This is a genomic window from Maricaulis sp., assembly GCF_030149425.1.
Taxonomy (GTDB): Bacteria; Pseudomonadota; Alphaproteobacteria; order Caulobacterales; family Maricaulaceae; genus Maricaulis.
The window spans coordinates 37342-59702 of record NZ_JASBRQ010000038.1; the positions used below are offsets into that span (position 1 = coordinate 37342).

The window sequence follows — 22361 nt, forward strand, 5'->3', positions numbered from 1 at the left end:
GCTTGTCTGCCCGCCCGGCTCTGATTACCTCTGAAACCTCCTGATTGCTGAACCGGATTCGCCCATGCGCGCTGATATCCAGACCCTGTCCGACGAAATCCAGCAGGCCGTAGGCTTGCTGAGGAGGCGTCTTTGACTGGGATACTGCCCAGAAACGCCTAGACGAGCTCAATGCGAGGTCGGAAGATCCCGACTTCTGGAATGATCCGCAAAAGGCCCAGAGCCTGATGCGTGAGCGCAACCGGCTCGACGATGCCATCAAGCTGATCAATGAGGCCGAGACCGAGCTCGCCGATACGGTTGAACTGCTCGAACTGGCCGAGATGGAGGGCGATGACAGCCTCGTAGAGGATGCCGCCTCCGGTTTGACCGCATTATCGGAACGCATGAAGCGGGCTGAGCTGGAAGCGCTGCTGTCTGGCGAGGCGGACGGCAATGACAGCTATATCGAAATCCACCCGGGCGCCGGCGGTACCGAAGCGCAGGATTGGGCGTCCATGCTGTCGCGCATGTATTCCCGCTGGGCCAGCGCCCACGGCTACAAGGTCGAGGTGATCGAGGAACAGGCCGGTGATGAGGCGGGGCTCAAATCCGCAACGCTACTGGTCAAGGGCGAGAATGCTTATGGCTGGCTCAAGACCGAGGCCGGCGTGCATCGCCTGGTGCGGATATCCCCTTATGATTCCAGCGCCCGGCGCCATACCAGTTTCGCCAGCGTCTGGGTCTATCCGTTGATCGACGACAATATCGAGGTCGAGATCGATGAGGGCAAGGTTCGCACCGACACCTATCGCGCTTCCGGCGCTGGTGGGCAGCACGTCAACACCACCGATAGCGCGGTGCGTCTCACCTATGACATGCCCGGCCAGGAACGGCCGATCGTCGTGCAGTGTCAGAATGAGCGGTCGCAGCATAAGAACCGGGCTTCGGCCTGGGACATGCTGCGCGCACGGGTCTATGAAATCCAGCTGCAGGAACGCGAGGCGGCGGCCCAGGCCGAAGCCGACAGCAAGACCGATATCGGCTGGGGCCACCAGATCCGGTCCTACATTCTGCAACCCTATCAGATGGTCAAGGATCTGCGCACCGAGGTGGAGACGTCCAACACCGGTGCGGTACTCGATGGCGATCTCGATGCCTTCATGGCCGCAGCACTGGCCGCGCGGGTCGGCGGCGATGACGAGGCTGAGGCCTAGTCCTCCATTAGCTATCTCAAAACAAAAACGGCGGAGCCAGGGGCTCCGCCGTTTTCATTGAGAACGATTTCGAGTGGCGCTTAGGCCGAGCTCTTATTGGCTGCGACCGGCGGTTCCATCGAGGTCACCGAGGATTTGCTCGGTGCCGGCGGAACGGCTGCGGTGTCGGCCTTCGGGGCTTTCGGCGCGCCCGACTTCTCGCTCAGCGGATCAGAGGCGTGACGGCAATGACCGTCGAAGAAAGCGCCGCTTTCCACGGACAGGGCCGCGTGCACGATGTCGCCTTCGATGCGGGCCGTCGAAGCCAGCTGAACCTGGCGCGCGTGAACAGAGCCGTTGACGCGACCGCGGATCACGACCGTCTCGGCCATGACTTCGCCGTTGACCACAGCTTCCTCGCCAATGATCAAGGACCCGGCGCGGATATCGCCTTCAACGGAGCCGTCGAGTTGAACTTCACCTTCAGAGGCGATGGAACCGGTCAGCACGAGGTCGCCGGAAAGAATGGAAGGGGCTTTGGATTTCATGGCTGTCCTTTTCGGCGGCGCACTGTTTTGCTGCAGCGCATCGGGGGTGGAGGTGTCTTTGTTAGACTTATTGAACATAGCGTCCCGCTCTCAATAATCTGTCCGGATCAATAGCCGAACCGTTGTACCAGATCTCATAGTGCAAATGCGTTGCGGTGCTTCGACCCGTCGACCCCATGCCCCCGATCTGCTGACCGCGCTCAACGCTGTCGCCGCGACGCACTGCAATTTCGTGAAGGTGAGCATAGCGGGTCACAAAACCGTAGCCGTGATCAATCTCCACGGTTCGACCATAACCGCCTCGCCAGCCTGCGTAAATGACCTCTCCGGGACCGGTCGCAACAATCGGTGCGCGACGGTAGGCGCCATAATCGAGGCCGCGGTGCTGAGTCGGGCGGCCGTTGAACGGATCACGCCGAAGACCAAAGCCACTGGTGCGGCGGTGCGGCACAGAGATTGGCGGGCCAAACGGGCCCTGAGCGGCGAACTGCTCCAGCTCATTCACTTCCATCAGGCGCGCCGCGATGCGATTGATCCGGCCTTCGAACTGACCGTCGAGCTCGATGCCCGGGGCAAAGCCGCTTTCGCTGATCGGCAGGAAGGGGCCGCCCTGTTCCTCGCTATCGCGCTCACTCGCAACGACATCTTCAATGTCGAGATCGGTCAGACGCAAAATGGCGCGGAGATTTTCCAACTGCGCTTCTGTCGCGTTTTCGGCGCGCGCCAGGGCCACATCCTGCTCGGACATCAGAAAGTTGATCTGGTCTTCCGGCGAATCGGACAGGGCCGCGACGCTGACGGGGATATCGCGCGCCTCGCGCGGTGCCGGGTCAGCGGGGGTTGCGGCCATCAAAACCGAACCGTCGCTGCCGGTCGGAGACGGCATGATCTCGTCGCCGCTGATGCGTTCGACGAAGTCGAGTAGCCGGCGCAGGCGTTCATGGCGGACTTCGAACTCCACCGCGGTCTCATCGAAGGTCTGCATTTGCGATGTGACAAAGGCGCGCGCGGACACTTCGTTGGCGCGGGCTTCCGCGACAATGCGCTCGGCCTCTCGCTGCATGGCGTCGACTTCCTGGTCCTTCTCCGCCAGGGCGGCACCATGGAAGGCGACCGACACAGTGGTGAAGCATAGCCAACAGGCCAGCACAGCTGCACTAAGCAGGGCCGATATCTGCAGTCCGGTCGAGATGGCGAAATAGCGCACCTGACCATCGCTGCGATGGTAAATTTGCCGATCCGGGAACCAGCGCTGTGCTGTTCCCCAAATCGCGTCTTTCACGCTTGCGAACATTCGTACGCCGCTTGTCTACGCTTGCCCCAAGGCCCCGAAGGGATGTGACACAAAACTCGTCCAAATATCAACAGACCCTTATGCAAAACCCGGGCCCGTTTGCGCCAAGGGTAAGTAAAAGTCTTCCGGCAGGCCTGCATCTTGTCTTGCTTTGAAATTAAACGGCATTTTCAGACCGCCTTTGAAGTGTTTGCGGACCAAGGCCTGATAGGTCGACTGTGGATCGGCCTCCATGGTGCTGCAAATTGTGCCGAACCAGCGCGCACCGGCGCCGACATGACCGATCTCTTCGTTATAGATCACCGTCAAAACAGCGGCGCTGTCATGGTCATTTGCCGAGCGTAGACGCTCGATCATACCCGGAGTGACATCAAGACCGCGGGCTTCCAGCACAAGCGGGGCCACGGCTAGGCGTGCGGCGAGATCATGGGCGGTCGACTCGGCGGCATCCCAGAGCCCGCTATGGGCAGGCAGATCGCCATAGCGCGCATCCATCTCGTTCAACCGGTCTTCGACCATGACAAAATGGCGCGCCTCGTCATCGCCCACGCCGATCCAGTCATCGATGAATGCCCGCCGCTGCGATTCCGGAATTCGCGCATCTCCGCCAAACCGGGCGATCAGATCAAATGCCAGATCAATGGCGTTGAACTCGATATGCGCGATGGCATGGAGCAGGGCGATGCGCCCGTGCGGTGAGTTCAGCCGCCGCCGCGGAACTTCGCCTGGAGGGACCAGGGTCGGCGCAGCCGGGCGTGCCGGAGGCGGCATGGCTGCGCTGGTGCGCCATTCCCCCGGAAGGCTCAACGCACCGGACCGCCAGTCCGCGGCAACGGTCCGGGCCGCAGCCGCCTTTCCCCGCGGTTCCGGCGTTGCCAGCACGGCAAGGGCCGCAGCCTGGATATCCGGTGCGCTCAAACTCATGCGGCGACGGTCTTCACCGCGTCGAGCACGGCTTCAACATGGCCTTTGACTTTCACCTTGCGCCAGATTTCGCGCAGCGTGCCGTCCGGGCCGATCAGGAAGGTGGCGCGTTCAATGCCCATATATTCTCTGCCGTACATCTTCTTGAGAACCCACACACCATAGGCTTCGCAGACACCGCTGTCCTCATCGGAACCTAAAATTACCGACAGGTCGTGTTTGGCCTTGAATTTGTCGTGTTTGGCGACGGTATCCTTGGAAACGCCGATGACCACCGCGCCGGCCGTGTCAAATTCTGCCTTCGCCGTGCTGAAGTCGATGGCCTCGGTCGTGCAACCCGGCGTATCGTCCTTGGGATAGAAATACAGCACGACCGTCTTGCCCTTGAGGTCTGAAAGTTCGACCGTGCCGCCGCCGTCCGTTGGCATTTTGAAATCCGGAGCCAGGTCGCCAGTTTTGAGTTCGCTCATCGCAATGTCCTTTCGATCGAATACCATTCGGTGTCGCCGAAGCGGTAAATTGCGCGCGTTCGTCGCCGCGTCCAGTGCGCAATGCGCAGGGACGGCCCGATAATGGTGCGCAAGTCGCTTAAATGGACGCTGATTTATGTGCTCGAGGCGATCGTCGTCCTTATCACTCTGGCGATCTTTGGTCTGGGCGCAATTTTCTGGCGTTTGTCTTCGGGCCCGTTCGATCTCGACTTTTTTCGCGCTGACGCTCAGGCCATGATCGCCGATGTGTTTGAGGGCGATGTCGTCGCGCTGGGTGAACTCAGCGCCCGGTATGATGCGGAACGCAGCGCGCTGGTTGTGACGGCAGCCGATGTCAGCGTAGCCCAGGCCAATGGCGAACTGGTCGCCCGTGCACCGCGTATCGAGGCCGGCGTAGCGGTTGGCCCGTTGTTGTTTGGTCGTATCGAGCCTGTCAGCCTGTCCATCAATGGAGGCTCGATCTCTGTCGTGCGGCGCGCAGACGGTGCCGTGGGAGCCGGGCTGGGCGGTGTCGAGCGGGTGCGAGCCAATGCCCGTCAGCCCGAAGGCGGGAGCGATGACAGTGCGTCCCTGTTTGCCTTGTTACAGGACCCGCAAACCACCAATGGGGGGCTCGGGCAGCTCAGCTTCGTGCAGGTGGAAAACGCCAGTGTCCGTATTGTCGACGAGCTCAGTGGTATTGCCTGGCTGGTCAATGATGCGGGCGTTGTCCTTGATCGCAATGAAAGCCGGATACTGACCGAGCTGCATGGCGAACTCGCGACGCCTTCCGGCTTTGCCCAGCTCGATATACGGCTGCAGGCTGGCGCAGCGCTGAACGCGCTGCTGCTGGAGGCCCGGATCAATAATCTCTCGCTGGCCACGGTCGCGCCGGACCAGGGGCCGTTAGCGATACTCGGCGGTCTCGATGCTCCTTTGAGCTTCGACCTGGTAATGGATGCCCGCCGGGATTCGGGTATCCGCACGGCCTCGCTCGAGCTTGAAGTGGGAGCCGGCCGCATTCTCTCTCAGGGCGTTGACCGGGAATTCCGCGGTGCCCAGCTGGCGTTGGATTTTGACCCTGTGGCCGGAGCCCTCACCGTGACCAGGGGGGAGGTCGATTCAGATGTTGTAGCAGGCAGTCTGAGCGGACAGATTTCCGAGCTCGGCGGTTATATCGGAGCCCTGCCGACCGAGTGGGTCTATCAGTTTGAAGCAGGTCCCGGTTTCGTCGACATGGGTGAGATTTTCTCCCGGCCACCGCGCTGGGAAGGCCTGACGGCGACGGGTAGTGCAGATCTCAGCCAACGCCGCCTGGTCTTCGATGCGCTCGATTTTCAGCTTGATGGTGTGTCTGCACGTTTGAGCGGGGAGACCTCTCTGAGCGAGGTTGAGGAGGGACGCTGGCTGCCCAATTTGCGCCTCGAGGGCCCGGTTGAGGGCGACATCACGGTTGATACCGTGCTGGCCTACTGGCCGGTCGAACTGGCTGATGGCGCCCGCAGCTGGATCGTCGACGGTATTCTCGGCGGGCGCTTTTATAACGCTCAGATATTCATGGATATCGATGCGGCCTCAATTGCCGAGGGAGCGCTGGCGAACGACCGTCTCAACTTGTCCTTCGATGTCGAGAACGCCCGTGTACGCTATATTTCGACCATGACGCCGATCACCGAGGGCATGGGGCGGGCGGTGCTTTATGGCAATGCCTTTGAAGCGTATCTCACCGGCGGCCGTATTGGCGAGATTGAGCTTATTGATGGCTATGTCGATATCCCGCGGCTCAACCCCAAGGGCGCCATGGCCCGTTATGGCGGACGCGCGCGCGGACAGGCTTCCGACATCCTCGCGCTGATTGATGAGGAACCGCTCGGCTTCCCGTCAGACTATGGGATTGATCCCGCTTCGGTCGGTGGAGCCGGGGAAGTCGAATTCGAAATACGCCGTGCCATGCTGACCGAGGTTGCCCCGGAAGACATTCCCTTTGTCATCCGCGGCAGTTTTGCCGACGCCTCAATCAGTGTGCCGGATACGCCGTTCGCCCTGAGCGAGGGCGTTGTGGATATCGAGGTCGAGCAGGGCGGTTTATTGGCCAATGGTACCGCGGTGCTGGCTGATACTCCGGTCTCGATTGTCTGGCGCGAGAATTTCCAGGCCGACGAGGAGACACCGTCAACAACGTTTGAGCTCTCCGCTGACGTCGGCGCTCGCGCGCTCGACCTGTTCGGTATTCCCGCCCGCCGTTACCTCAGTGGCCAGGTCGCGCTTGAGGCCCGGGCGCGGTCGAATGGCTTGGACATCGACAGTATCGACCTCGATGCCGATCTCACCAATGCGGTCCTTGAGGCTCCCGAATCGGTCTGGGTGAAGGAAGCTGGCGTGCCTGGAATGGCCGGCTTCACGCTGACCCGGAATGACGACGGGGACTATGTCTTCGAGGAAATTCTGGCTCAGACTGAAGGGGTGGATGTCGCAGCCTCGGCGGTTCTGTCACAGCAGGGCCGACTGGTCGAAGCCGTCATTGATCAGCTCCATATTGAAGGCTTCATGGACATTGGCGGACGCCTGGCTGCGCCGGCGGAGGAGGGCGCACCTTTTACCGCCCGACTGTCCGGTGAATATGTCGATGCGCGGGAAATTCTTCAACATATCAACCGTTTCCAGGGCGGCGAGGAGGGCGTGCCGCTATCGCTGACCTTCGATGTCGCCAGCCTGGTCGTTTCCGATAGCTCGGTGCTCAATGATTTCAGCGTGATCTGGCGGTCCGAGGCGGAGGGCGTGCGCGCCGCATCGATCTCGGGGCGTTCCGATGCGGGGCCATTCTTTGCCAATTTCGGTGCTGTTGAGGACGGGGGGCGGCGTGAACTGCGCATTGAAACGCAGTCTCTTGAGCGCTTGTCCGGACTGCTTGGGTATGACGGCTACATCCGCGGCGGGCAGATGTCCGTGCTCGGTGAGGCACCGCCGCTGGGCGTTCCCGGACCGCTCGAAGCGCGGGTCGAGATCGACAATCTGATCCTGGTTGAAGTGCCCGTCCTGGCCCGCATTCTGGCCGCCGGTTCGTTTGAGGGCCTCGGCGCGCTCCTCAACGGAGACGGCATCCGTTTTGAAAATGTCGATGCGGACATCATGCTGCAGGACCAGCTCCTGACCGTTGGCGAAGCGCAGGCGACGGGAAGTTCGCTCGGTGTCACGGCGGCAGGGACCGTTGATTTCGCCGGCGAGCTGGCCGCGATCGACGGCAATCTGGCGCCGTCCTATGCCGTTAATTCCATGCTGGGTGACTTGCCTGTGATTGGCGATATTCTGGTGTCGCGGCCGGGCGAGGGCATCTTCGGTATCACCTATTCCGTGGAAGGCCCGTTTGACAGCCTGACCGTGTTCGCCAATCCCCTGTCGGTGATTGCACCGGGCGTGTTCCGGAGGATATTCGAAGGCACTGCGGCAGAGCGGGCGGCACGCGAGCGGGAGGCCGAAGCCGAGGATCCGCCCCTCCCGAACGTGCTGCCACCTGAATTGCTCGAACAATTGCAGCGTGAGCTTGATGCGATGCCTAACAGGTCTTCATCCGATAATGACCCAGCCGATGATCCGGCACCGGAAACCGAGCCGTCGGACGGCTAGACCGGTTTGGCCAGGGCGTGCCGTTTCTTGCCAACGGACAATTTGATCGCGCCGTCAACGAGCAGGTCTGCACTGGCCTTGGCATAGGGGTCGGTCAAGGGCTGGTCATTGACCTTGGCGGCACCGGATTTCATGTGCCGGCGAACCTCGCCGTTTGATCCCGCCAGTCCGGCTTCGACGAACAGACCGATCAGGCCAACCTCGCCGCTGTCCAGGCCCTCAAATTCAACCGTCGGCAGGGCCGCGCCGGTCTTGCCTTGGGCGAAGGTCTGCTTGGCCGTTTCTTCCGCTTCGCGAGCGGCATCAGCACCATGCATCATCGCTGTGGTTTCGTTGGCCAGGCGCACCTTGGCGTCATTGATGGCCGCACCCTCGAGCGCTTCCAGCTCGGCGATCTCGTCGAGCGGCAGATCGGTGAAGAGCTTGAGGAAACGGCCAACATCGGCGTCCTCGGTATTGCGCCAGAACTGCCAGTACTCGTAGGGGCTGAGCATGTCGGCATTGAGCCAGATGGCGCCATCCGCCGTCTTGCCCATTTTTGCACCGGAAGCTGTGGTGATCAGCGGCGTCGTGAAAGCATGGACTTCCTTCTGGTCCACGCGACGGCACAGTTCGACGCCATTGATGATATTGCCCCATTGGTCACCGCCGCCGAGCTGCAGGGTGCAGTCATAGCGCCGGTTCAGTTCCAGGAAATCCACCGCCTGCAAAAGCATGTAGTTGAATTCCAGGAAGGTCAGCGGCTGTTCGCGATCGAGGCGCAGCTTGACCGACTCAAACGTCATCATCCGGTTGATGGTGAAATGCGGGCCGAATTTGCGCAGGAAATCGATATAGCCGAACTCGGAGAGCCATTCGTCATTGTCACAGAGGATGGCGTCAGTCGGGCCGTCACCGAAATCCATCAAAGGCCGGAAGGCTCTCAGAATGCTTTGCTTGTTGGCCTCGATCTGCTCTTCGGTCAGCATGGAGCGGGATTTGTCCTTGCCGGAAGGGTCGCCGATCTTGGTCGTGCCGCCGCCCATCAGGGCAATCGGCCGGTGACCGGTTCTCTGCATGACGCGCAGCATCATGATCTGCACGAGTGAACCCACATGCAGGCTCGATGCGGTCGCATCGAAACCGATATAGCCGGTGATCGGGCCCTTCAGCGCGCGCTCGTCGAGCGTATGCAGATCGGTGGACTGGAAATGATAGCCGCGTTCAACCAGTGTGCGGACCAGATCGGACTTGTATTCACTCATTGGACTTCTCCTGATAGAGCGCTTCTAGGACGCGTTTGGGGACGTGAAAAGAGGAGAGGGCATGAAGCGTGTGATCGGCCTGATGAGCGGCACCTCGCTGGATGGTGTGGATGGCGCCCTGATCACCACCGATGGTGAGGATGTCGTCACCCAGCTGGCGTCGTCTTATCGCGCCTACAGCGCCCATGAACGCGCGGTGCTGCAGGCGGCCGTCGACACGGCCCTCAACTGGGGTTTTAGCGGCCCGCAGCCGGAATTCGATGCCGCCGAGTCGGTCCTGACCCGGGCCCACGCCGATGTAGTCGGTGAGCTTCTTGGTGATGTCATGTTGCTCGAGGACGAGGTCGACCTGATCGGGTTTCATGGCCAGACAGTGATCCACCGGGCTCCAGAAGGCGGTCGTGCCGGCCGGACCTTGCAGATCGGGTCGGGCAAGGCTTTGGCGCACGCGACAGGGATACCGGTGATTTTCGATTTCCGCTCGGCGGACATGGAAGCGGGCGGGCATGGCGCGCCGCTCGTTCCGCTCTATCATGAAGCCCTGGTGCGTGGCGCGGATCTGCAAGGGCCTGTCGCGATCGTTAATATCGGCGGTGTTGCTAATGTCAGCTGGGTGCCGGAGGCCGGTGACCCGATCGCCTTCGATACCGGTCCCGGCAATGGTTTGATTGACGCCTGGATGCTGGAACATACCGGCAAATCGTTTGATGAGGGCGGTGCCTTGGCGGCGCGCGGGGCAGTGAACGAGACTGTGCTGGAACAGTTGATGGCCCATGCCTATTTCTCAAAACCGCCGCCCAAATCCCTCGACCGCTGGGATTTTTCATTGGATCCGGTGTGCGGTCTCGGGCCCGAGGATGGAGCGGCGACGCTGGTTGAGTTCACGGCCCTGAGCATTGTCCAGGCGCTGAACTCTATCGGACAGGCGCGTCAGGTCTTCATCACCGGCGGCGGGCGGCATAACCCGGTGTTGATGCAACGTCTGAGCGCTCGACTCGGGTTTAAGGTCGAGCCGGTCGAAGCCATGGAATGGGATGGTGATTTGATGGAGGCCGAGGCTTTCGCCTGGCTCGCCGCCCGGGTCGAGAAGGGCTTGCCGACCAGTCTTCCCTCCACGACGGGGTGCCAAGCGCCCGTTTGTGGCGGGCGCCGGGCCGAGCCCGGATAGGACAAAGAAAAAGCCCCGGTCGAATGCCGGGGCTTTTGAATGAAGCGTATTTAGCGCGTCTAGCGCTTGCCGGTCATTTGCCGCTCGGAGCGTTCCTTCTCAACGATCGGAAGGCGGTCATCGAGATAGGTATCGATGCGTTTCTCCAGCACTTCCTGGTGCTCGGTGAAGAGGTGGTTGGCGTCCGGAATGATCTCACGCGTGATCTCGATGCCCTTTTGAACACGGATCTTCGACATAACCCGCTCGACATCGTCCGGCGGCACGATCTTGTCGGCACCGCCATTGATGATGATACCAGAGGCCGGGCAGGGCGCCAGGAAGGTGAAATCATACATATTGGTCGGCGGGGCGATGGAAATGAAACCAGCGATCTCCGGGCGGCGCATCAGAAGCTGCATACCGATCCAGGCGCCGAATGAATGGCCCGCCACGAAGCAGAACCGCGCGCCGGAATTATACCCCTGGACCCAGTCAAGGACGGTCGCTGCATCGGACAGCTCGCCAAGGCCTTGGTCATAGCTGCCCTGGGAGCGGCCGACACCGCGGAAATTGAACCGCAGCGTCGCGTAATCGCGCTTGCGGAAATTATCGTAGAGCATCTCGACAATCGGATTGTCCATGCTGCCGCCGCCGAGCGGATGAGCGTGCAAAATCAGGGCAATCGGTGCGGTTTCGTCTTCGCTCGGGCTGTAGCGCCCTTCCAGCCGGCCGGCCGGGCCGGGAATGATCACGTCAGGCATTCAACGAGCCTTTTCCTTGTCTGTGTGCAGGACGGTGAAAAAATCGGGTTTGCGCTATTGAAACCCTGATTGACCGAGCACATTTACTTGACCGTTTAGGTCGGGTATTGGCTGCACACCGATTTCAGTAGGCACCAAACCCCGCCCCGAAGCGACGCGTCTTAGCATGATCACGGTAAAAGATGCGAGCATTTAAGGAGGTAGACACATGAAGCTTAGCACCAAGGGACGTTATGCCGTCATGGCTATGGCGGATCTCGCCTCGGCGAGCCAGGATGGTCCGGTCACGCTCAGCGATATCGCATCGCGCCAATCCATTTCGCTGTCCTATCTGGAACAGCTCTTTGCCAAACTGCGCCGCGCGGACATTGTGTCCTCGATCCGCGGCCCCGGTGGCGGCTATCGTCTGAGCCGCGAACCGAGTGAAATCCGCGTCTCTGACGTCATCGTTGCCGTTGATGAGCCGCTGCGCGCGACCCGGTGTTCCGAAGCCAAGGGCTGTCTCGCGGATGGCCGCCGTTGCATCACCCACGACCTGTGGGACGAGCTGGGACGCCATATTTATCTCTTCCTGAGCTCGATCACCCTGGAAGACGTGCTCGAGCGTCGACTCCTGGGTGCGGCATCCGGTGCGATCGGTGCCAATGACCGCCTGCGGGCAGAGGCTGCCGAGTAAGCAATGCCTGTCTATCTGGATCACAATGCCACGACGCAGGTGCGGCCGGAGGTGGCTGCACTCATTGCCGAGATCATGACCGAGGTGGGTAATCCCTCCTCGGTTCATTCCCATGGTCAGGCCATGCGCAAGCGGGTTGAAACCGCCCGGCGGCAGATCGGCAAGGCGCTGAGCGCGCGGGCCGAGGATGTGATCTTCACTGGTGGCGGCACGGAAGCGCTCAATCTGGCCCTCAACAGCGTCATTGCTGCTGGCGGTGCCAAGCGGCTCCTGGTCTCCGCGGTCGAGCATGAGGCTATTGCTGTAACCGCTGAAGCGAGCGACCTGCCGGTCGAGACCGTTCCGGTGAGTGATGATGGTGTTGTTGACCTGACGTGGCTGGCGAACCGCCTGGACCGATGGAACGCTGCCGATGACGGTGTTCCGGTTCTCGCGCTCATGCTGGCCAATAACGAGATCGGGACGATCCAGCCCGTTGCCGAAGCGGCCGGTCTGGTGAAGGCCCAGGGCGGCCTGTTGATCGTTGATGCGGTGCAGTCCGCTGGCAAGATACCGGTCGATTTCGCTGGGCTTGGCGCGGATTACATGGCCATCGCTTCGCACAAGTTCGGTGGCCCGCAGGGCGTCGGTGCCCTGATTGCCGCCTGCGACGCGCCGATCGCCCGCCATAATCATGGCGGCGGCCAGGAGAAGGGGCGCCGGTCTGGCACCCTGAATGTCGCGGGTATTTCCGGCATGGGGCTGGCGCTTGAACAAGCGGTTGCCAGCCTTGCAGATTTCGCTGCGCTTGGCGCCTTGCGCGACAAGGCAATCGACGCGATACGCAGCGCTCATTCCGGTGTCGTCGTGCTGGGCGAAAACGCGCCGCGCCTGCCCAATACGATCGGGCTTGCCGTACCGGGCTGGCGTGGGGAAACCCAGGTCCTGGCGATGGATCTGGCCGGGGTTTCGATCTCTGCCGGAGCGGCCTGTTCCTCCGGCAAGGCCAAGGCCTCGAAAATCGGCACGGCCTTACGGCTGGACGAGACGCTGTCTGAGGGTGTCATTCGGATCAGCCTCGGCTGGCCGACGACTGAAGATGATATCGATGCGGCGATCAGCGCCTGGACTGGCGCCTGGGCCCGCATCCAACCGAAAATAAAAGAGACCGCCTGACCATGGCTGCAGTCAAAGAAACCATTGAAGACGTCAAGAAGCTCGAAGCCGATAAGTACAAGTACGGCTTCACCACCGATGTCGAAACCGAGCTCGCGCCGAAGGGGCTGAACGAGGATATCGTTCGCTATATCTCGGCCCAGAAAAACGAGCCGGAATGGATGCTGGAATGGCGTCTGGATGCGCTTGAGCGCTGGAAGCAGATGAAGGATCCGACCTGGGCCAAGGTCGAGTATCCGCCGATCGATTATCAGGACATCCACTATTTTGCTGCCCCGAAGGCGGGCGCGAAATACGAGTCTATTGACGATGTGCCCGAGGAGATCCTGAAGGATTTCGAGAAACTGGGTATTCCGCTGAAAGAGCAGGAAGTCCTGCTTGGCGTCAAAGGCGCGGCTGAAAGCGCAGCGGAAGCGCGCCAGGCTCCCAAGGTCGCGGTAGATGCGGTGTTCGATTCGGTGTCGGTCGTGACCACCTTCAAGGCCGAGCTGGCCAAGGCCGGTGTGATCTTCTGTTCCATCTCCGAGGCGATGCGCGATCACCCGGAGCTGGTGAAGAAGTATCTCGGCTCGGTCGTGCCGACCTCGGATAATTTCTTCGCCACGCTGAATTCGGCGGTCTTCTCCGACGGGTCCTTTGTCTATGTGCCGCCGGGCGTGCGCTGCCCGATGGAGCTGTCGACCTATTTCCGTATGAACGCGGAAGGTACCGGCCAGTTCGAGCGCACCCTGATCATTGCCGACAAGGGCGCCTACGTCTCCTATCTGGAAGGCTGTACCGCGCCGATGCGCGATGAGAACCAGCTCCACGCCGCGGTTGTGGAACTGGTCGCGCTGGACGATGCCGAGATCAAATACTCGACGGTACAGAACTGGTGGCCGGGCGATGAGAACGGCAAGGGCGGGGTCTATAACTTCGTCACCAAGCGGGGCGATTGCCGCGGCAAGAATTCCAAGATTTCCTGGACCCAGGTCGAGACCGGGTCCGCGATCACCTGGAAATATCCGTCCTGCATCCTGCGCGGCGAAAACTCGCGCGGGGAGTTCTATTCCATCGCCGTGACCAATGGCCGTCAGCAGGCCGATACCGGCACCAAGATGATCCATCTCGGCAAGGGCTCGACGAGCCGCGTCATTTCCAAGGGTATTTCGGCCGGGCGCTCGGATCAGACCTATCGCGGTCTTGTTTCGGTCCATAACAAGGCCGAGGGCGCGCGTAATTTCACCCAGTGTGACAGCCTGCTGATCGGTGATCAGTGCGGCGCCCACACGGTGCCCTATGTCGAGTGCAAGACGCCGAAAGCCGTGCTCGAACACGAGGCGACGACGACTAAACTGTCGGAAGACCAGCTCTTCTACGCCCGCCAGCGCGGTCTCGACGAAGAGGCGGCGACCGCGCTTCTCGTCAATGGCTTCGTGCGCGAGGTGCTGCAGGAACTGCCGATGGAATTCGCGGTCGAGGCCCAGCAACTGCTCAAGGTCAGCCTTGAGGGGAGTGTGGGGTGATGAAGCTCCAACAGAGCTTGATCGTTGGACTGGTGGCTGTCTCGCTGGTGGCCTGCGGCGTGAGCGATACGGTCGAAGAGGCCGCAGTCGCTCCGGTTGAGAGCGTCGAAGCCACGTCGGAGGTTGAGCAAGAGCTGATCACGGCTCGCGTCGCGGCTGCACCGTCCTGCGACAGCCTGGCTTATGACCAAGGCCGCACCGACTGCGTCCTGGCTCTGGGCGAGGATATGCTGGTCTTTTTCGACTATGGTCCCGTTGAGGATGATGGCTTCCGTGGGGCATCCGCGCTGACCATCGCGGTGAACCCCTTCGACGGCGGTGACTACCAGACCTTTGAAGAGACAGTCTCGTCGTCCGGGAATCCTGAGCTCGCCGACGTCAATAATGACGGCCTGCTCGAGCTGATGGTGCCGACCTATCTGGGCAATGTGAATACCAACTGGTCGGTCTACCAGCAATTGGACGGCGCGCTGGACAAGGCGGGCGAGGTGAGCGGTCTGGGGCTCTCTTACGATGACCAGTCGGGCCTGGCGGCGATCTCGGCGCGTTCCAGTGCTGTCAGCTGGGTCATTGAGCGCTACCGCCTGGATGAGGCGGGCCTGACGCTTGTTTACGCGCTCAATACCGATATGGCGGAGCAGACCTGCTCCTTGGACCAGGGCCCGGCCTTTGCCGCCAGCGGCCTCAATGCAAATGACATTCTCACACGCTGCGAAGCGGGCATGGGAGAGGAATAAAATGCTGAAAATCAATAACCTCCACAATAAGGTCGAGACCCAGGACGGCGAGGAAAAAGCCATTCTGAAAGGGCTCTCTCTGGATGTTCCCGCCGGCGAAGTGCATGCCATCATGGGCCCGAACGGGTCGGGCAAGTCGACGCTGTCTTATGTTCTGACCGGCCGGGACGGATATGACGTCACCGATGGTGAAATGGCGTTTCTCGGCGAAGAGCTCGGCGAGCTGGAGCCGGAAGAGCGCGCCGCCAAGGGGCTCTACCTGTCCTTCCAATACCCGGTCGAGATCCCGGGCGTGCCGACCATCACCTTCCTCAAGGAAGCCCTCAACGCCCAGCGTACCGCGCGTGGTGAAGAGGAAATGCCGGCGCCGGAATTCATGAAGTTTATCCGCGAGCAGGCCAAGGCGCTCGGCGTGTCGATGGACATGCTCAAACGTCCGGTCAATGTCGGTTTTTCCGGCGGCGAGAAGAAGCGCATGGAAATCCTGCAGGCTCTCATCCTGCAGCCGAAATTCCTGATTCTCGACGAGACCGATAGCGGTCTCGATATCGATGCGCTCAAGACCGTGGCCGAGGGCGTCAACACGCTGCGCTCGGAAGACCGGGGCATGCTGGTCATCACCCACTATCAGCGCCTGCTCGACTATATCAAACCCGACGTCGTCCACGTCATGGCCAATGGCCGTATCGTCAAATCCGGCGGTCCGGAACTGGCGCATGAGCTGGAAGCAGAAGGCTATGACAAATTCATCGGTGAGGCCGCCTAGATGGGTGCAATCACGCATACGCCCGCAGAAAAAACGCTGATCGACCTGCTCGATGGCGCCGAGGACTGGCGCGCGGCCGCCCGCGATGCCGTCGTGCGTTTCGGTCTGCCGACCAAGCGGGCCGAAGCCTGGAAATGGTCGGATCTGCGCCGCGCCAGCCAGGGCATCGAAACGGCCGGACAGGCCCGGTTCCTGATCAATGGTGAGACCGCCGCTGATCGGCTGACGGTGTCTGAGGATGCAGCGCTTGAGTTGGTTGCTGAGCCGGGTATTTCGGTCGCCAGCCTGGAAATCGATGTGCCAGCCGGTGCCCGTGTCGTGCTCAAGGAGCGTTATAAGCTCGCGGACGGTGCCTTTCCAACGGCTCGGCTTGAGATCAGCCTCGGCGAGGGCGCTGTGCTAGAACGCGTGGTTCTGGGCGATACGCCGCAGGACAGTATCCCCGTGGTACGCACGCGTATCCGGGTCTCAAAGCAGTCGCATTACCGTCAGATCGCGCTCACCTTTGGCTCCAAATTGACGCGGAATGAGACCCATATCACTCATGCCGGAGAGGGCGCTGAGGTCGAGATCGGTGGCGTCTACCTGCTTGAAGAAGGCCGTCATGCCGACTTCACCTCGACCGTGTCCCATACCGGGCCGGGCGGGGTGACGCATCAACTGGTCAAAGGCGCCGCAGCAGCGCAGGCCCAGGGGGTGTTCCAGGGCAAGTTCAAGGTGGAGCAGGCGGCACAACAGACCGACGCCAAGATGACTCACCGCGCCCTGATGCTGGACGACCGCGCTGAAATCGACGCCAAGCCGGAGTTGGAAATCTATGCCGACGACGTCCAATGCGCGCACGGTAATGCCTTGGGTGCGATTGACGAGACCGCCCTGTTCTATATGCGCCAGCGCGGACTGTCCGAGGTCAAGGCGAGAGCCATGTTGATCGAGAGCTTCCTTGCCGAACCGCTGGACATGATCAGTGATGACGTCCTGCGTGACGAACTGGCCGCAATTCTGCGCCAGCGCCTGGGAGCGATCGGATGACGGCTCAGACCCCGATCAAACTTCCGCTCAATGTCGAGGGCATTCGTGGCGAGTTCCCGATCCTTCAGCGTGAGGTGAACGGCAAGCCGCTGGTCTATCTCGACAGTGCCGCCTCGGCGCAGAAGCCGGAATTCGTGATTGAAAGCGTGGCCGGCGTTTATCGTGCGCAATACGCCAATGTGCATCGCGGCCTGCATACGCTGGCCAATGAGACGACCGAGGCCTTCGAGGCTGCACGCGAGGATGTGCGGCGTTTTCTCAATGCGCGCTCGACCAATGAAATCGTCTTCACGCGCGGCACCACGGAGGCCATCAACCTTTTGGCAGCCAGCTTCGGCCAGCTGTGGAAAAGCGGCGATGAGATCATCATCTCGCAGATGGAGCACCACTCCAATATCGTGCCCTGGCGGCTGATTGCCGATCGCATCGGCGCCGAGCTGAAATGGGCTCGGGTGACCGATGAGGGCGAGCTGGATTATCAACATCTGTCCGAATTGATCGGGCCGAAGACCAAGCTCATCGCGGTCACCCACATGTCCAATGTGCTGGGATCGGTCGTTGATGCCCCCCGGGTGATCAAGATGGCCAAGGCGGCTGGCGTCCCGGTCATGCTCGACGGCTCCCAGTCGGCCGTGCATCTCGATGTCGATGTGCAGGCACTCGATTGCGACTTCTTTGTCTTTACCGGTCACAAGCTCTACGGTCCGTCCGGTATCGGTGCGCTCTACGCCAAGGGCGACTGGCTCGACCGTTTGCCGCCTTATCATGGTGGCGGCGAAATGATCGCCGATGTCTACGAGGACCACGTCACCTTTGCCGATGTGCCGCACAAGTTTGAGGCCGGGACGCCGCCGATTGCCGATGCGATCGGCCTGGGCGCCGCAATCCGCTGGGTCGAGCGCTATGATCGCAAGGCGATCCTCGACCATGAGCGGGCCTTGCTCGATCGTGCCATGCGCGGTCTCGCGGAGATTGACGGCATCCGCGTGATCGGCACGGCACAGGAAAAGGGCGCCATTATCAGCTTTGATATGGCTGGCGTGCATGCGCATGACATCGCCCAGATCGTCGACAAATACGGTGTGGCCATTCGTGCTGGACATCATTGCGCTCAGCCGCTCATGCGCCGTATGGGCGTGTCCTCTACCGGGCGTGCGAGCTTTGCTGTCTATAATACCGTTGAAGAAGCCGATGCTTTCGTCGAGGCCTTGAAGAAGGCCCGAGATTTCCTCATCTAGGAACCAAGATGACCGATAATACCGAACGCGATGTGATTGATCTGTCTGGCGCCAAAATGCCGGCGCCGGCTGAACCTGTTGCAGACGAGTCCGGCTCTGACGAAAGTGCGCCGGCAAGCGCTATTCCCGAGCAGGAACTCGCCCGCATTACCGATGACATCGTGACCCAGCTCAAGACCGTTTTTGACCCAGAGATACCCGTCGATATCTATGAGCTGGGATTGATCTACAAGGTCGATTTGGAAGACGATCGCTCGCTCAAGGTCGAGATGACCCTGACGGCGCCGGGCTGTCCCGTCGCCGGCGAAATGCCGGTCTGGGTCAAGGACGCGGTTGAACAGGTCGACGGCGTCGAAAAAGCCATTGTTGAGCTCACATTCGAGCCGCCATGGACGCCTGAGCGAATGTCCGACGAAGCGCGTCTTGCGCTCAACATGTTCTAGGGAGAGCCATGATGCGTGAACGTCCAAAGGCTGTCAGCCTGACCGATTCTGCCGCAGAACGGGTCAAATCCATTATGGCGTCGCGCGAGAAGGGCTTCCTTCGCGTCGGCGTCAAGAATGGCGGCTGCGCCGGCATGGAATATGTGATGGAGTATGTCGAGGCTCCAGACGCCATGGATGAACGCGTGGAGGACAAGGGCGTCGAAATCGTTCTGGAATCCAAAGCCTTGCTGTTCCTGCTTGGTACCCAGATCGATTATGAAGTGACCGCCCTGCATTCCAAGTTCACCTTCAATAACCCCAATCAGACCGATGCTTGCGGGTGTGGTGAAAGCGTCACCATCATCCCCGTTCAGGAAGCCTGAAGCCTTGAGGCTTCTGGTCTCCGATACCTCGCCCTATGCCCGTAAATGCCGGGTTCTGGTGCGCGAATTCGGTCTCAGCGATACGGTCGAAGAGGTTGATGCCCATCCGTTCAAGGATGGTGATGTCCTGCTGGCTGCCAATCCGCTGGGCCGCGTGCCGGCCCTGATCATGGATGACGGCCGGGCCCTCACCGAGAGCCTGCTCATCGGGACTTATCTCGCGGCGCAGGCGGGGCAGCCCTGGACCGAAGACTGGGATGAATGGCGTCTGCAAACCCTGGGGTCAGGGTTGATCGATCTCGCTGTTGGGCGCCGGGTCGAGATGGTGCGGGACGAAGCCCTCTACAGTGAATACTGGATCACGCGTCGCGAGCGCGGCATTGCCCGGGCGCTGGATCAGCTGGAAGACGAGGCAGGCGGGCTGGGTGAGCCGCTCGGATTTGCCGGTCTGACGATCGCGATCGCGCTGGATTATCTGGATTTCCGCTATCCTGAAGCAGGCTGGCGCAAGGGCCGCGAAAACCTCGTGACTCTGCATGCATTCTGGTCGGAACGGGACAGTTTTGCAGTGACGAGCCCGCCGGCTGACGGGTGATCAGGCGGCGTCTCGCGAGCTCAGCGCCGCATCGGAGGTCGCGCGGTTGCGACCCTCGGTCTTTGATCGGTAAAGATTGCTGTCGGCGCGTTCGATCAACTCCTCGATCGATTCCTCACCGGTATAGTTCGCTATCCCAAGCGAAACCGTGATATTGCCCAGATCCTCATTGGTGGATTTGCGCAGCAGTTTTTTCGATTCCACCGTTTTGCGGATTTTCTCTGCGATATGAACCGCGTCGGTGACGGCGGTCGTCGGCATGACGATACCGAACTCCTCGCCGCCATAACGCGCAACTAGGTGGTTATCCAGGGAGTGACGGGTCAGACAGCCGGCGACAAAACGGATGATCTGGTCACCGGTCTGGTGGCCCCACGTATCATTGAAGCGTTTGAAGAAGTCGATATCACACAGGACCAGGCTGAGCGGTTCCTTGGTGGTGTCCGCGCGCCGCTTGGCTTTGCGCAGGCTTTCATCAAAGCGCTTGCGATTGGCGATGCCGGTGAGGGCATCGGTCATGGCTTCCTCGCGAACCTTTTCCAGATTCGAGCGCAGCTGAGTGACCTCGTTGGAGGTTTCCTGCAGGCGTTTTTCAAGGTCCTGGGAGCGGCGCTGCATCTTGGCCGTGGCCGAGACGAGGGACTCCACCAGGGTTTTGATTCCGTTCTGGTCGGTCACGCCTTCGAGCTTGCTGGAGGCGCCTTCGAGCGCCTGCCCGTAGGCCGCTGTGTCGCGTTCCGCGGCGGCAAGGCTTTCCTTGACGGCACCGAGTTCGCGGGACATGACGCCGCCGCTTTCCAGGATGGCATCCTGGATGGCGCGCCACTGGAAATACTGTTCAAACAGCTCGGCATTGAAGGTCTCGGAAAACTCTTCCTTGGCCTCAATGCGGGTGGTGATGCTGGCGCAGAGTTCCGGGTTGCTGTCGGTCGCGAAGGAAATCCAGACAGCATAGTTTTCCGGCGTCGGCGGGACAGAGTGTTCCGCCATGAGCTCTAGCGCTTTTGCCGCGAGCTCTTGCCCCTCATTTCCAAGCAATCGACCGTTCACTGCCAATCCTTCCATGCGCGGAATCGATTGGATCCGATCCCTTGAAGCGAACGGTAGCGTCTAAAGGAAAAGAAGAGGTAAAAATTGCGCATAAGCTATGAGCCCAAACGCAATTTTCTCACGCTTTTCTGAGTTGTAATGCGGTTGCAGAACCGCCTCTAGGAGCTGGCCCGCATAAAGTCCGGGACATGATCGCCGAAGCCGACGACACGCTGTGAGGCGCGCTCGTCCTGCTTGTCCTTGCGGCTGGAGCGGCTGCGTTCGGACTTGCCTTCGGGCTTGGCCTCTGCGCGCTTTGCGTCGGATTTCGGGGCTCTTTCGGAGCTTTCCTTGTCCTTTGAGCGCGCTTGCGGTTTGCGCTTTGAGCGTCCGCGCGGTCCTTCTTCTGCGTCGGCGAGGGCTTCTTTCAGACCCTCCAGTGCCAGCTCGGGCACATCGGTCTTGATCAGCTTGAGCACGGCGTCGAGCGATTTCGAGTCGGCCGGCGTGCTGATCGTCACCGACTCACCGGTTTTGCCGGCACGGCCGGTGCGGCCGATCCGGTGGACGTAATCATCGGCATGATGCGGCACGTCGTAATTGAAGACATGGCTGACATTTGGAATGTCGAGGCCGCGCGCAGCGACGTCACTGGCGACGAGGAATTTCAGCTCACCGGATTTGAAATTGTCGAGCGTGGCCATGCGGGCGTTCTGGTCGAGATCGCCATGGATCGGGTCGGCGGAGAAGCCGTGCTTCTTCAGCGAGCGGGCGATAATGTCGACATCGCGCTTGCGGTTGGCGAAGATGATGCCGTTGCGTACGTCTTCACGCGACATGGCCAGGCGCAGAGCGGTGCGTTTGACCTTCGGCACGCTATTGTCGAGGCGCACCAGGAATTGCGTGATATTGGCGCTGGTCGTGGCCGGGCGGGTCACTTCGATGCGCTCGGGATTGTTCAGGAACCGATCGACAAGCGATTGAATTTCTTTCGGCATCGTGGCCGAGAAGAAGAGCGTCTGCTTGCGCGGCGGGGTCAGGGAGAAAATCTTCTCCAGGTCCGGGATGAAGCCCATATCGAGCATGCGGTCGGCTTCGTCGACGACCAGCATCTGCACGCCGTTCAGCAACAGCTTGCCGCGTCCGAAATGGTCCAGGAGGCGGCCGGGCGTGGCGATCAGCACGTCGGCACCACGATTGAGAATCTCTTCCTGGGGGCCAAAGGCGACACCGCCGATCAGCAGTGCCATGGAGAGTTTCTGACCCGTGGCATAGGTCTCGAAATTCTCTGCGCACTGGGCGGCAAGCTCGCGCGTCGGCGCGACGATAAGCGAGCGCGGCATACGGGCCTTGGCGCGGCCGCGGGCCAGTTTCTCGATCAGGGGCAGGGTAAAGGATGCCGTCTTGCCGGTGCCGGTCTGGGCAATGCCGAGCACGTCACGCCCCTGCAGGGCGAGAGGGATGGCACCGGCCTGGATCGGGGTCGGTTCGCTATAGCCGGCAGCTTCGATGGCCGCGAGGAGTTTCGGGCTGAGCCCGAGAGTGTCGAACGTCATGGCGTCCTTTACAGACTGGTCCAAAAGCAACGGCCGCGCCGGGTGGCGCGGCCGCTTTGGTGGCGCAACATACG

The 22361-nt window shown here is 61.0% G+C and carries 21 protein-coding genes; 13 read left to right on the top strand and 8 right to left on the bottom strand.

All coding sequences use genetic code 11. The features are described 5' to 3' along the window. Positions 1-64: 64 nt before the first annotated feature. Positions 65-1196 (top strand): peptide chain release factor 2 gene (prfB, locus tag Q1V57_RS05905; RefSeq protein WP_300528590.1). Its coding sequence is split into 2 segments (ribosomal slippage): positions 65-133 and positions 135-1196, totalling 1131 coding nucleotides; the frame shifts between segments, so codons are not numbered across the junction. 80 nt (positions 1197-1276) lie between these two features. On the opposite strand, the gene Q1V57_RS05910 is transcribed toward prfB, so the two are convergent. From Q1V57_RS05910 to bcp, 4 genes are all read right to left on the bottom strand, one after another. Continuing rightward, positions 1277-1723, bottom strand: coding sequence for a polymer-forming cytoskeletal protein (locus tag Q1V57_RS05910; protein WP_300528592.1), 447 nt, complete (start codon positions 1721-1723; stop codon positions 1277-1279). Positions 1724-1790: 67 nt separating this feature from the next. Next, complete coding sequence (locus tag Q1V57_RS05915) at positions 1791-3005, bottom strand: peptidoglycan DD-metalloendopeptidase family protein (protein ID WP_300528595.1); 1215 nt, start codon at positions 3003-3005, stop codon at positions 1791-1793. 90 nt (positions 3006-3095) lie between these two features. Continuing rightward, complete coding sequence (locus Q1V57_RS05920) at positions 3096-3941, bottom strand: ferritin-like domain-containing protein (protein WP_300528597.1); 846 nt, start codon at positions 3939-3941, stop codon at positions 3096-3098. Next, positions 3938-4411, bottom strand: a complete 474-nt coding sequence (gene bcp / locus Q1V57_RS05925; RefSeq protein ID WP_300528598.1) for a thioredoxin-dependent thiol peroxidase — start codon at positions 4409-4411, stop codon at positions 3938-3940. Before bcp ends, Q1V57_RS05920 begins: the two co-directional genes overlap by 4 nt. A 102-nt stretch (positions 4412-4513) precedes the next feature. Between bcp and Q1V57_RS05930 the strand changes: the two genes are divergently transcribed. Next, positions 4514-8035, top strand: a complete 3522-nt coding sequence (locus Q1V57_RS05930; RefSeq protein ID WP_300528600.1) for an AsmA-like C-terminal region-containing protein — start codon at positions 4514-4516, stop codon at positions 8033-8035. On the opposite strand, the gene tyrS is transcribed toward Q1V57_RS05930, so the two are convergent. Further along, positions 8032-9279: a tyrosine--tRNA ligase gene (tyrS, locus tag Q1V57_RS05935; RefSeq protein ID WP_300528602.1), complete on the bottom strand. Its 1248-nt coding sequence runs from the start codon at positions 9277-9279 to the stop codon at positions 8032-8034. The two genes, Q1V57_RS05930 and tyrS, sit on opposite strands and share 4 nt — an antisense overlap. A 61-nt stretch (positions 9280-9340) precedes the next feature. On the opposite strand from tyrS, the gene Q1V57_RS05940 reads away from it, so the two are divergent. Beyond that, positions 9341-10447 (top strand): anhydro-N-acetylmuramic acid kinase, encoded by a 1107-nt coding sequence (locus tag Q1V57_RS05940; protein WP_300528604.1) that lies wholly within the window; start codon positions 9341-9343, stop codon positions 10445-10447. A 59-nt stretch (positions 10448-10506) separates the two neighbouring features. Here the strand turns inward: Q1V57_RS05940 and Q1V57_RS05945 are convergent, their stop codons facing one another. Then, positions 10507-11190: an alpha/beta hydrolase gene (locus Q1V57_RS05945; RefSeq protein ID WP_300528606.1), complete on the bottom strand. Its 684-nt coding sequence runs from the start codon at positions 11188-11190 to the stop codon at positions 10507-10509. A gap of 208 nt (positions 11191-11398) precedes the next feature. On the opposite strand from Q1V57_RS05945, the gene Q1V57_RS05950 reads away from it, so the two are divergent. The 10 genes from Q1V57_RS05950 to Q1V57_RS05995 are packed head-to-tail and all read left to right on the top strand — an operon-like array spanning position 11399 to position 19702. Then, positions 11399-11866 (top strand): Rrf2 family transcriptional regulator, encoded by a 468-nt coding sequence (locus tag Q1V57_RS05950; protein ID WP_300528609.1) that lies wholly within the window; start codon positions 11399-11401, stop codon positions 11864-11866. Between the two features lie 3 nt (positions 11867-11869). Beyond that, positions 11870-13021, top strand: coding sequence for a cysteine desulfurase family protein (locus Q1V57_RS05955; RefSeq protein WP_300528612.1), 1152 nt, complete (start codon positions 11870-11872; stop codon positions 13019-13021). Between the two features lie 2 nt (positions 13022-13023). Next, positions 13024-14526 carry a Fe-S cluster assembly protein SufB gene (sufB, locus tag Q1V57_RS05960; RefSeq protein ID WP_300528614.1) on the top strand — a complete coding sequence of 501 codons (1503 nt, stop codon included), beginning with the start codon at positions 13024-13026 and terminating at the stop codon, positions 14524-14526. Next, a complete protein-coding gene (locus tag Q1V57_RS05965) occupies positions 14523-15263 on the top strand; it encodes a hypothetical protein (RefSeq protein ID WP_300528617.1) in 741 nt (246 codons plus the stop codon). The genes sufB and Q1V57_RS05965 overlap by 4 nt, the downstream gene beginning before the upstream one ends. Before the next feature lies 1 nt (position 15264). Next, positions 15265-16029 carry a Fe-S cluster assembly ATPase SufC gene (gene sufC / locus Q1V57_RS05970; protein WP_300528619.1) on the top strand — a complete coding sequence of 255 codons (765 nt, stop codon included), beginning with the start codon at positions 15265-15267 and terminating at the stop codon, positions 16027-16029. Continuing rightward, positions 16030-17061, top strand: a complete 1032-nt coding sequence (sufD, locus tag Q1V57_RS05975) for a Fe-S cluster assembly protein SufD (protein WP_300528621.1) — start codon at positions 16030-16032, stop codon at positions 17059-17061. Continuing rightward, positions 17058-18299, top strand: a complete 1242-nt coding sequence (locus Q1V57_RS05980) for a cysteine desulfurase (protein ID WP_300528623.1) — start codon at positions 17058-17060, stop codon at positions 18297-18299. Before sufD ends, Q1V57_RS05980 begins: the two co-directional genes overlap by 4 nt. 8 nt (positions 18300-18307) lie before the next feature. Then, a complete protein-coding gene (locus tag Q1V57_RS05985) occupies positions 18308-18742 on the top strand; it encodes an SUF system Fe-S cluster assembly protein (protein WP_300528625.1) in 435 nt (144 codons plus the stop codon). A gap of 8 nt (positions 18743-18750) precedes the next feature. Beyond that, positions 18751-19107, top strand: a complete 357-nt coding sequence (locus tag Q1V57_RS05990; RefSeq protein ID WP_300528626.1) for an iron-sulfur cluster assembly accessory protein — start codon at positions 18751-18753, stop codon at positions 19105-19107. A gap of 4 nt (positions 19108-19111) precedes the next feature. Continuing rightward, the gene (locus Q1V57_RS05995; protein WP_300528628.1) at positions 19112-19702 is read left to right on the top strand and encodes a glutathione S-transferase N-terminal domain-containing protein; all 591 of its coding nucleotides are present in this window, start codon (positions 19112-19114) and stop codon (positions 19700-19702) included. Here the strand turns inward: Q1V57_RS05995 and Q1V57_RS06000 are convergent, their stop codons facing one another. Both Q1V57_RS06000 and Q1V57_RS06005 read right to left on the bottom strand, forming a co-directional pair. Beyond that, complete coding sequence (locus Q1V57_RS06000; protein ID WP_300528630.1) at positions 19703-20692, bottom strand: GGDEF domain-containing protein; 990 nt, start codon at positions 20690-20692, stop codon at positions 19703-19705. Between the two features lie 218 nt (positions 20693-20910). Then, positions 20911-22287: a DEAD/DEAH box helicase gene (locus tag Q1V57_RS06005; protein ID WP_300528631.1), complete on the bottom strand. Its 1377-nt coding sequence runs from the start codon at positions 22285-22287 to the stop codon at positions 20911-20913. Between the last annotated feature and the right edge of the window lie 74 nt (positions 22288-22361).